Below are 9,777 nucleotides of genomic sequence, written 5' to 3' on the forward strand. Positions count from 1 at the left end.
ATTGTTTCCCGCGAAATATCAGGCGTTTATCAGCATAAATTTAGGCAATCAAAAGTCCCTGTTCGGACCGGATGGCGGGAGTTTATCGGTTTCGTCGACCCCGACACGCGCTACAATTCGCGCCACGGACTTGCAGGTCAGAGGGCAAAAAATGTAGTATCGTCCAACTGGTCGGACGCTGCATTAACATTCTAAATGTTGAGCCCGATACACAATTTCAAGAATTCAATATCGGTTTCAGTGATTTCGTTGAGTAGTAGGTTCATGAAAAAGCCTAAACTCGTTCAATAAGCACCAAAAGTGCCACGAAACAAACTGGAAGTTGGCGCCCTGCAGGGAGGGACCCACATGACCACTGTTTCGCTGGATTACACGACGGCTGAGAAGTTCAGTCTCCCAAAGAGCTTCAGTTGGCGTGACTCCCAGACCGACTGCACGCTGGCGGTTGCCCAGCCATCGACGGACCCCGAGTTGTGGTCCGAGTTCGTCGCGGGCGCCTATCGCAGCTATTGCAAGCGCGGCGTCGAAGGCGCCCTCGACGTCGATCTGATGCGCAGTGGGTCTGACACGGTCATGTTCTTCGCGGTGCTCGACGACGCCGGCCGGATACGGGCCGGCCTGCGGGCCAAAGGACCGCTGCGGTCCGCCGAAGAGTCACACGCCATCGTCGAATGGGCCGGCCAGCCGAGCGAGCAGGCCGTCCGCGACATGATCAACGACCGCGTGCCGTTCGGTGTGCTGGAAATGAAGTCGGGCTGGGTAGCCGAAGACGCGGACCCCGATCTCGACCTGACAACTCCCCTCGCGCGTAGCGCCTTCCACATGATGGCCCTGATCGACGTGCAATTCTGCATGGCGACGGCGGCCTCCTACGTCCTGAACCGCTGGCGCAGCTCGGGCGGCGTGGTGGCCGGCATTCCGGCGACGCCATACCCCGACGAGCGCTATCAGACCAAGATGATCTGGTGGGATCGGCGCGATTTCGTCGGTCACGCCGAACCGACTCAGGTGGCCAAGATCCTCACCGAGACAAGCCGACTGACCCGCGAGTTCTACGGGCACCGGGACGACCGACTCCTGTCGGGCTAGTCGTCGCCGTTGGCCAGGCAGCGGGCAAGCTGCTCGATAGTCGGATGGGTGTAGGGCAGCGCGGCAGACAGCGGCCGGCCGACGAAATCTTCCAGCTCGCCGATCAGCCGCACCGCATCCGCCGAATCCAGGCCCAGATGATCGAACCGACGAGTGCGATCGATCTGGCCGGCCGGCGTTCCGGTGCGATCCGCAACCTGTTCGGCCAACATCGCTTCAATGTCTTCGTAGCTCTTCAACGCGACCTCCCCTACCAACGCCCCGGCAGATCGATCCGGCGCATCGTCAACCGCAGCAGGGTGAACGCGCCCAGTTCCATCGAATAGGCGAACATGCGCAAATAGCGCTCATATCGCGCAACCAGTTCCTCACTGGACACCGCGACCGCATCGTCTCGTCGCGCCCGCAACCGATCGAACCAGGCACGCAGCGTTTTGACGTAGTCGTCGCGATCGTTGCGCACGTTCTCGATCTCGAGTTCCATCTCTGCGGCGCGCGCGATGTCGGCAAGTCGCGGCAGCTCGGACTCCGGGAAAATCTCGTCGACGATGAAGCGATCGCGCAATGGTCGATCGCGCGGGATGTCGCCGTATGCGATGGTCTGCAACGAAAGTCGCCCGCCGGGCTTGAGCCAGCCGCGGCACGAGCTGAAGAACCGCCGGTAGGCGTCGATCTGCTCCTCCGGCGACAAGCCGAACCGCGCGAAATGCTCGAACGCACCGACGGAGATGATGGCGTCGAACGGCTCGTCCGGCTCGTAGCCACTCCAACCGCGCTCATGAATCTCGACGCTCGCGGGTGCGATCCCTCGGAGATACTGAGCCTGGGCATCCGAAAGAGTAAGTCCGACAGCATGTTTCACGTCACACGAGCCGACCATGTGCATGATCTGAGCGCCCCAGCCGCAACCGACGTCGAGCACCCGCGCCGCGCCGGCCGCACGCGCCTGCTCGACGTGGTAGTCGAGTTTGCGGCGCTGCGCGCGCTCCAAATCGTCGTCGGGGCTCTCCCACATCGCGCACGAGTAGGCCATCGTGGGATCGAGCCAGATCCGCCAGAACTCATTGCCGACGTCGTAGTGATGACGAATCGCGGCCGGACTTGCGCCGAGGTAGGTATCGCTCATTCCTGACCCGTCTTGGTCAGCGCCGGCCGTTTGAGATCGCTGACCAGTCCGAGCATCGACAACACCCGCAGTAGCGCGCCGCCGAGATCGATCTGCCACCACCGCACCCGGGTGGTGTAGACCCGCGGCGCATCGTGGTGATTGGCGTGGTTACCACCGCCGAGCGCCGGGAGGGCAAGCCATATGCTGTTGCGCGCCTGTCCGGAGTGCGGCTGCTGAGCGCGCTCGCCGCGCAGGTGCCCAAATGAGTTCACCGCCCAAATGACCTGGCTCACCAGGAACACCCGAACCATGCCGCCCCACAGAAAACCGGTGAGCGCGCCGCGCGGGCCGCCGGCGGCGAAGCCGATCAACGCCGGAATCACCAGCCCCAGCACGGCCCATGTCAGATAGCTGCGGTGTATCGCAATCGTGCGCGAGCTTTGCCAGAGATCCTTGACCTCGCCCGCTGTAACCGTCATCGAGGTGTACTCCGGCCAGAAGAGCCAGCCGGCATGCGCATGCACCAGCCCGCGGGCGCCGCTATACGGCCAGTGCGGTGAGTGCGGGTCGCCCTCGCGATCGGTGATGGAGTGATGGCGGCGATGCGTCGTCGCCCACCACATCACCGGGCCGAGAAACGCGCTCGACCCGAGCGCGCCGAGCAGCCAGACCAGTGCCGGACGAGCGGTGAAGGAACGGTGGGCGAAGTAGCGGTGATAGCCGAGCTCGACCCCTGCCATGGTCGCCAGCCATCCGACCGCCAGCATGATCACGTCTGCCTTCGATGGCCCAATTGCGTTCAACCACAAAGCTATTGCCGCGACCACAGAGAGTGCCGGTGCGAAAACGACAAACGTCGCCAGGCTGCGCTCACGGGTCATGCGCTTCGTCCCGTCAGGTGACGGTGAACCTCGACCAGCTCGTGGCGCCCATACAGTGCACGGCATTCGCCACGGCGGATCTTGCCACTGGTCGTGCGGGGGATGCCACCGCGCTGGATGAAGACGACCACGTCGGCCGGCGTTCCGTGCTCCGTGGCGATGGCGCCCACGATGCGGTCGGACACGTCGTCCCAGGCGTCAACCGCGTCGCGCCGGATCTCCTGGACGATCACCAGTCGCTCGCGCGTACCGTCGTCGTGTCCGAATGCCGCGCATCCATTCGGATGTAGCGACTCGACATGCAGCTCTTCGACCGTGTGCTCGAGATCTTCAGCGGCATACTTGACGCCGTTTCTGACGACGATGTCCTTGTCGCGGCCGGTGACATACAGCTCGCCGTCGACCAGGCAGCCCCGGTCCCCGGTGCGCAGCCATGCCGTTCCGTCGAGCGTGGCCCCGAACGTCTCGCCCGACGACTGTTGCTTGCCGAAATAGCCATTCGCGACGCTGGTGCCGCGCACCCAGATCTCACCCTCAGCGCCATCGTCGCAACGTCTTTGGTGCGCGCTGTCGACGATCGCCACCTCGAGCCCGTCGCGTGCGCGACCACAGCTCACCCGCGCGATGCGGCGTGCGTCGCGCCACACGCCCGGCGGCTCATCACGCTGGCCGCCCGACACCATCAGCGTCGCCTCGGCGAGCCCGTAGCAGGGGTAGAACGCCTCACGCCGGAACCCGACCGCGCAGAACGTCGCCGCGAAGCGGTCCAGCGTCGCCGCGCGCACCGGTTCGGCGCCGACGAACGCCAGGTTCCAGCTGGACAGGTCAAGACCGGCAAGGCTGTCTTTGCCCTGCCGGTCCACCGCCGCGACACACATCTCGTACGCGAAGTTCGGCGCACCGCTGGTGGTGGCGCGATACCTGGTGATCTCCTGCAACCAGCGCAGCGGATGCTTGAGGAACTGCAGCGGTGTCATCATCAGGCACTCCGCGCCGGAGAACACCGGCTGCAACACGTTGCCGATCAACCCCATGTCGTGCTGGAAGGGCAACCAGCCGAGGACCACGGTCGACGAAGTGTGCTCGAAGGCGTTCTGAATCAACGCCTCGTTGGCCATCAGGTTCTGGTGACTCACCATGACGCCGCGCGGGGCGCCCGTTGAGCCAGACGAGTACTGCAGTATCGCGAGGTCGTCGAGAGTGACGGTCACATCGAGCAGCGGCGCGTCGATGCCGTCGAGCTCGTCGACCGCAATGCACGGTATCTCCGCGAGTTCGGGAACCAGTGCACGCGCCGGCAGCAATTCGCGGGTCGTCAGCACAACCTGAGGCTCCGCTTCGGCGACGATCGCACGCAGTCGCGGCAACGTCTGCGCGAGCCGGGACGGGATCGGCACGTGCGCCGGCACCGCGCAAAAGCCGGCGAAAAAGCAGCCGAACAGCGCATCGAGGAAAGCTGCGTCCTGAGGCAGCAACAGCAGCGCGCGCGGCTGCTCGTCGCGGGCCGGCACTTCGCCCAGGGTGGCGGCTACCGCGCGCGCACCCGCGTCGAGCTGACCCCACGTCCTGATGTTCACACCGCCGCCATCCTCGAGGAACGAAAAGGCGCGGTCGTCCGGGCGGGAATGGGCGTGCTGGTGCAACCGATGCGCGATCGTCGTGCCCTGCGCGCAGGCATCTGGCGCGCCGAGGCAGGCCAGATCCGTCATCGCACTCCCCTTGGACTCCGGAAATTAATGGACGTAACCGACCACCCGTCTGATCTGAAGGGGTCCGATTATTTAGCATCTTAAACGATTGTCCGTACCATTGTCCGGGTTTGCGGTGATCAACTGAACGAATGGTATGCCTGGATGAGGCGCTAAACCGGTCCGGTGCGGGATTGCTGCGGACAGCCGTGCACTGCCGGTCCGGTGGCCTCTCAGCCGGAGTAGGTCACGGCCGCGAAAAGTCCATTGGCACAAAGCGCCTGGCGAACAATGCCTCCATCGCCGTGGCGTCGACCGGCTGCGAGAGCAGAAAACCTTGGGCCCGAACGCATCCCAATTCAAGCAGGATCCTGGCCGCGATGCCGGTTTCGACGCCCTCAGCGACGACGTCGAGTTTGAAAGCCTGCGCAAGCGCCATGATCGACTGCACGATCGCCAGGTCACCCGAATCGGTGCCGAGATGGCGAACAAAACCCTTGTCTACCTTGAGGATATCGACGGGGAGCGACTTCAAGTAGGTGAGCGCACTGTATCCAGTGCCGAAATCGTCCACGGCGATTTGGACGCCCAAATTCTTCAGCTCGGCGAGTGTCTTTTGGGTTGCGTCAATATCTTGAACGACAACGCTTTCCGTGATTTCAAGACACAACGCACCGGCATCCAGCCCGAACTCGTTGAGGTTGGTGGCGACCGTGTCGACGATCCCGTCGGCGACCAGTTGCACCGGCGACACATTCACCCGCAAGACCGCGTCGCGGCCGACGCCGCGAGATCGCCACTCGCTGAATTGCGAACAGGCAGAATTCATTACGCGACGGCCGAGCTTGCCGGCAAGGTTGATCGACTCCGCGACGCTGATGAACGAATCGGGCATCAGCAGCCCATGAGTCGGGTGCTGCCAACGAATCAGCGCTTCAGTCCCGAGCACCTCACCGGTGCTGATGTCGAACTCCGGCAGGTAGTGCAGCACCAGCGCGTCGTTGTCGCCCTCGATCGTTTCTTCGAGGTGCAGCTCGATATCGTCGCGGATCGCATATCTCCGCGACATCTCCCGGTTGTACGGAGCCACCCGGCTGCCACCGGACGACTTGGCCGCCGCAGTCGCCTCGTCGGCACGGCGAAGCAGATCCGAAGCGCTGTCACGCCCAGGTTCGCCCGCGGCAACGCCGATACTGACTGTGCGGGCGAGCAATTCACCGTCGATCGCCACCTGCGTGTGCAGGTGACCTTGCAGCCGCTGAGCAAACGCTTCGGCGGCCTCGAGCTCCATTGGCGCGGAAGGCACCACGATGAATTCGTCGCCGCCGAACCGGGCGATCGTCGCCGGCACATCAACGGCTCCGAGCACCAGCTCGACAAACGCTTTGATGAATCGGTCGCCGGTGTGGTGACCGAGGTGGTCGTTGATGACCTTGAGCCGGTCCAGGTCGAGCAGCAATGCCGAGACCGGACCGGGCTGGCCGAGAACCAGTCGTTCATCGAGATGGGCGATCAACGCCCTGCGGTTCAGCAAATTGGTCAGGTCGTCGTGTTCGGCGAGATACAGCAACCGATTCTCGGCGACGATGCGCGCTTGCAATTGTGCCAACAAAGATGCAATCGCCTGGAGCGCGTTCACCTCTGCAGGCAACCATTCCCTGTCGCCGATCTTGACGAAGCCGAGGATGCCCGTGGTGACGTCCCCCGACAGCAGCGGCACGCACGCGAGGGAGGTTTGCGGAATGGCCCGCCCCTCCTCGACGAGCCGTTGATAGTCCTCGTTAGCGGGCTCGGGACGTACCAGGCTGGGCTCTTTGAGGTTTTCGGCCATCGCGAAGATGGAATCCGCTTCGGAGAAATACACCACGCCGATCGGATCCGGTGCGGGAACGTTCTCACGTACCGGCCACTCGGCGACAAGGATCGTGGCATGAATGTTGTGGTCGTTGTGTCGCAGAAAGCCGAAGTCGACGCCGAAATGAGCCACCAGATCGGCAACCACGCGCTCGCTGATTGCGGCATGGTCGGCCGCGGCGGCCGCCATCAACTTGGCGGCCGACTCAGTCACCAAATCGTCTAAGCCGCCGGACACACAGAATACGGTAGTCCCTGTGGGCGGCTACCGTATATTAACGCGGCCGAAATCGCGCAGGCTGCGGACCGAAGCCGGTTCGCTGACAGCGATTCGCAGCAACAGCGCAATCGAAGCGTCTGTTGGCAAACCGGCCAGTTGGCCGAACTCTTCCTGTAGGTAGCGCAGCTGGTCCGCATACGCAGCGGACACCTCAGTGAAGTCCCCAGTACCCCGGGCATACAGGAAGATTGGCGACACGGGCTGAACGGCCAGGCCCCGCTGCTGTGCGGTAATCCATACCGCCTCTACCGCTGATCCGCCGCGTACATAGTCCGCCAGCGAACCTCCGGACACCGAAATGACCGCCATTGCAGAGCTTGCTGACATTTGCCGGCGGGTACTTTCACCCAACACGGACCCTGCATTCCATCGAGCCAATTCGGCCATGACTTCCGGGCGCCGCAAGATGTCCACCACCGCAAGCTCGCCGGGTTCGAATTCCAGGCTGCGAATATCGATACCGGTGTCCGGAAGCGGATCGCCGGGCCAGCGCAGTTCCGAAATCATCTCCGCGTGCAATCTCGGCGTCAGATAGCGCGCACGGTCGGCCGCGGCGAGAATGGCTGCAGCCCTGGCGATATCATCGGGCTCAATCACGAGACGTAATTGTGCGCCTTCCCGTTCGGCGGCGGCGTGCAGCAGTTGGACGGTGTCACCGGGAATCGGCTCGGCTCTTCCCAGGCGTCGGTTGGCTTCGCGTGCCAGCATCGCGTCGTACAACCCGGCCAGCTGCGGGTCGGCGGCGTCGCGGAGCTGCAGCGTCGCCTGAAGCGGCGCACCACCGGCGTCCTCGGCGATACTCACCGGTCCAAGCACCTGGTGAGCGGCCGCGGCGACCTTGGCGTTGAAGAGGGCTGCTCCCACCGCCACTGCACTGCCGCGATAACCGACGTCCATCGTCGAGGTGTGTTCTGGCGCAAGCCGGATGGTGATGAGGTCGGGGCCGGCGTCAATGTGCCACGGCTGAACGTTCCCCCCGGACGGCGCCCGGATCGCCGCGGCGGCAACGATGCCCGCGACGCCCGGCCACGCCGGATCTGAATACTCAGGCGGCGGTACATGCTCCGCCGGCAACGCCGGCTCGCAGATCCGATCGAGCGCACCGCTGATGTCGAGGCGGATCCGGCCCGACGGCAGGTGTTCACCCAGTCCGATTCTTCGCACGGCCTCGGCGATCACCGGTGCCCCCGCGGCCACGTCGCCGGATACCTGCGGCCAGGTCGACAATGTGCGGTCGATTTCCAGCAGTGATGCCGCACCGCGCGGCGACAGCTGCTGGGCCTCGAGCAAGCGCAGCATGTGCGGAACCTTTTCCCGGCTCGTCATCCGCGACAACGCCGCGGGGTCCACATCGCCCAGCAGGCCGTGCAGGATCGGCCGGCCAGGCTCGAGATCGAAGCGTTCCACGTCGACCAGACCCCGATCGCTGGTCGCCATGAGCACCGGAATTCCCCGCGCCCGCGCCCGCTCTCGCACGATTGCCTTCATGTCCAGCGAATCGCATTCTTCGACAACGATATTCAACCCGTCGAGAAATTCATCGACGGTGTCCAGTGTCAAACCCGTATCCATAATCGCAATGGGCAGATACGGATCGAGCTCGGCGATTCTGCGGGCGGCCGCCTCAGCTTTATTCAGCCCGATGTCGAATACGGTTGCCGGTACACGGTTTAGGTTGGAAAGCTCGAGCTGATCGAAATCCGCCAGCCGAAGCTCACCACACAGCCCTTGCGCTGCCAGCGTGTGCGCGATGACGTGGCCGGCGCTCAACCCGGCAACACCGATTCGCAATGCACTGAGCCGAACCTGCTCGTCAGCGGTAATTACGTTTCGATTGCGGTCCAGCCGGACCGCCCGAAACCCACGCGGTCCCAGCACGGCGACGGCGGTCCGCCGCCACGGGTAGTACGCCCACCTGCCGTGTTCTGCGGCGAGCTCACGGTCGGGGGGTGGCAGCAGGCCCCGCAACTCAGCGAGTTGGGCTTCGCGGTGGTCGACGAACTCGACGACCGGGTCGGCGCGCAATCGATCCAAGACTGCCTTGTCGGCCGCGTCCCCGGGGTCGAGGACCAACGCCTTGCATGCTGCGATGATCGCCTCCCGAAAGGTCGACCGCGCCTGCGAACGCACGCAAGGCTCAGTGGTTCATCCGGACATTACATTGGCGTCTTCCTTATTAGCCCGCGAGATGTAGTATTCAGAGTCTCAAATATCGCCGAACCAATTGCGCCAATTACGCATGGGTCCAATAGCATTCCGCACGCGCGCCGTCCCGGGTCTGTATCGTGCCGAGATCGGAGGACGCAGTGCCGGGCAATCTGCTCCTGATCTCTTCCATCGCCAATCAATTGTTGGAAGCGAGCGCGGCAACTGCTGCTCAGGCCAGCGAAAAGGTCCTTGCCCAACTCGTCGAACACTTCAATCTGCACTACAGCTTCCTGCGCTACAGCGACCACACCATCCGGGCGTCGGTGCTGGCCGCGGAGTGGCCGCCGCGCTCTGACGTAGCCGATCCGGATCCGTTCGCCATCGTCTCCTTCAGCAGTGGCCACCCCGCCTTGGCGCTCTGCGAAGACGGCAAGGACCTGATCAAGGTTGACGACAATTACGACGAGGAAGGCGTTTCCCGCTGCTCAGTGATCCGAGTGTCCCGAAGCGGAGCGCCGATGGTGGCCGCCGCACCACTGGTCTCCGGGACGAAAACCGCCGGAGTGCTTGCCTTCGTCAAATGCCGTGGCCGGAAGTGGAAGCCCGAAGCGATTTACACCCTCAAAACAGTCGCCTCACTGTTCGCACAGTTCCACGCCCGGATCTCGGCCGAGGAACGGCTCCAGCATCTCGCCGAGCATGACGATCTCACCGGTTTGCCCAACCGCC

Annotated in this window: 8 protein-coding genes; 2 read left to right on the forward strand and 6 right to left on the reverse strand. The window is 63.7% G+C overall.

Annotated elements, in window-relative coordinates; all coding sequences use genetic code 11:
• The first annotated feature begins 348 nt into the window (after positions 1-348).
• Positions 349-1,089: a hypothetical protein gene (locus WAO18_RS21355; RefSeq protein ID WP_422208228.1), complete on the forward strand. Its 741-nt coding sequence runs from the start codon at positions 349-351 to the stop codon at positions 1,087-1,089.
• Here WAO18_RS21355 and WAO18_RS21360 read toward each other — a convergent pair.
• From WAO18_RS21360 to WAO18_RS21385, 6 genes are all read right to left on the reverse strand, one after another.
• The gene (locus WAO18_RS21360) at positions 1,086-1,328 is read right to left on the reverse strand and encodes an acyl carrier protein (protein WP_422208229.1); all 243 of its coding nucleotides are present in this window, start codon (positions 1,326-1,328) and stop codon (positions 1,086-1,088) included. The genes WAO18_RS21355 and WAO18_RS21360 overlap by 4 nt on opposite strands.
• Before the next feature lie 11 nt (positions 1,329-1,339).
• Positions 1,340-2,215 (reverse strand): class I SAM-dependent methyltransferase, encoded by an 876-nt coding sequence (locus tag WAO18_RS21365; protein ID WP_422208230.1) that lies wholly within the window; start codon positions 2,213-2,215, stop codon positions 1,340-1,342.
• A complete protein-coding gene (locus tag WAO18_RS21370) occupies positions 2,212-3,078 on the reverse strand; it encodes an acyl-CoA desaturase (protein ID WP_422208231.1) in 867 nt (288 codons plus the stop codon). Before WAO18_RS21370 ends, WAO18_RS21365 begins: the two co-directional genes overlap by 4 nt.
• Complete coding sequence (locus tag WAO18_RS21375; RefSeq protein ID WP_422208232.1) at positions 3,075-4,787, reverse strand: fatty acyl-AMP ligase; 1,713 nt, start codon at positions 4,785-4,787, stop codon at positions 3,075-3,077. Before WAO18_RS21375 ends, WAO18_RS21370 begins: the two co-directional genes overlap by 4 nt.
• Before the next feature lie 226 nt (positions 4,788-5,013).
• Positions 5,014-6,858 carry a putative bifunctional diguanylate cyclase/phosphodiesterase gene (locus WAO18_RS21380; RefSeq protein WP_422208233.1) on the reverse strand — a complete coding sequence of 615 codons (1,845 nt, stop codon included), beginning with the start codon at positions 6,856-6,858 and terminating at the stop codon, positions 5,014-5,016.
• Between the two features lie 27 nt (positions 6,859-6,885).
• Entirely contained in the window at positions 6,886-9,030 is a 2,145-nt protein-coding gene (locus tag WAO18_RS21385; protein ID WP_422208234.1) for an Rv1355c family protein, read from the reverse strand.
• A gap of 176 nt (positions 9,031-9,206) precedes the next feature.
• On the opposite strand from WAO18_RS21385, the gene WAO18_RS21390 reads away from it, so the two are divergent.
• Positions 9,207-9,777 (forward strand): GAF domain-containing protein (locus tag WAO18_RS21390; RefSeq protein WP_422208235.1); only part of this gene is annotated, 571 nt, incomplete at its 3' end.

The sequence above is a fragment of the Mycobacterium sp. genome (assembly GCF_049278535.1).
Lineage (GTDB): Bacteria > Actinomycetota > Actinomycetes > Mycobacteriales > Mycobacteriaceae > Mycobacterium.

What these genes read in the sequence shown, in the direction of transcription:
- WAO18_RS21370 (WP_422208231.1), bottom strand. Translation starts at nt 3,078, where the DNA reads ATGACCCGTGAGCGCAGCCTGGCGACGTTTGTCGTTTTCGCACCGGCA.
- WAO18_RS21355 (WP_422208228.1), top strand. Translation starts at nt 349, where the DNA reads ATGACCACTGTTTCGCTGGATTACACGACGGCTGAGAAGTTCAGTCTC.
- WAO18_RS21375 (WP_422208232.1), bottom strand. Translation starts at nt 4,787, where the DNA reads ATGACGGATCTGGCCTGCCTCGGCGCGCCAGATGCCTGCGCGCAGGGC.
- WAO18_RS21365 (WP_422208230.1), bottom strand. Translation starts at nt 2,215, where the DNA reads ATGAGCGATACCTACCTCGGCGCAAGTCCGGCCGCGATTCGTCATCAC.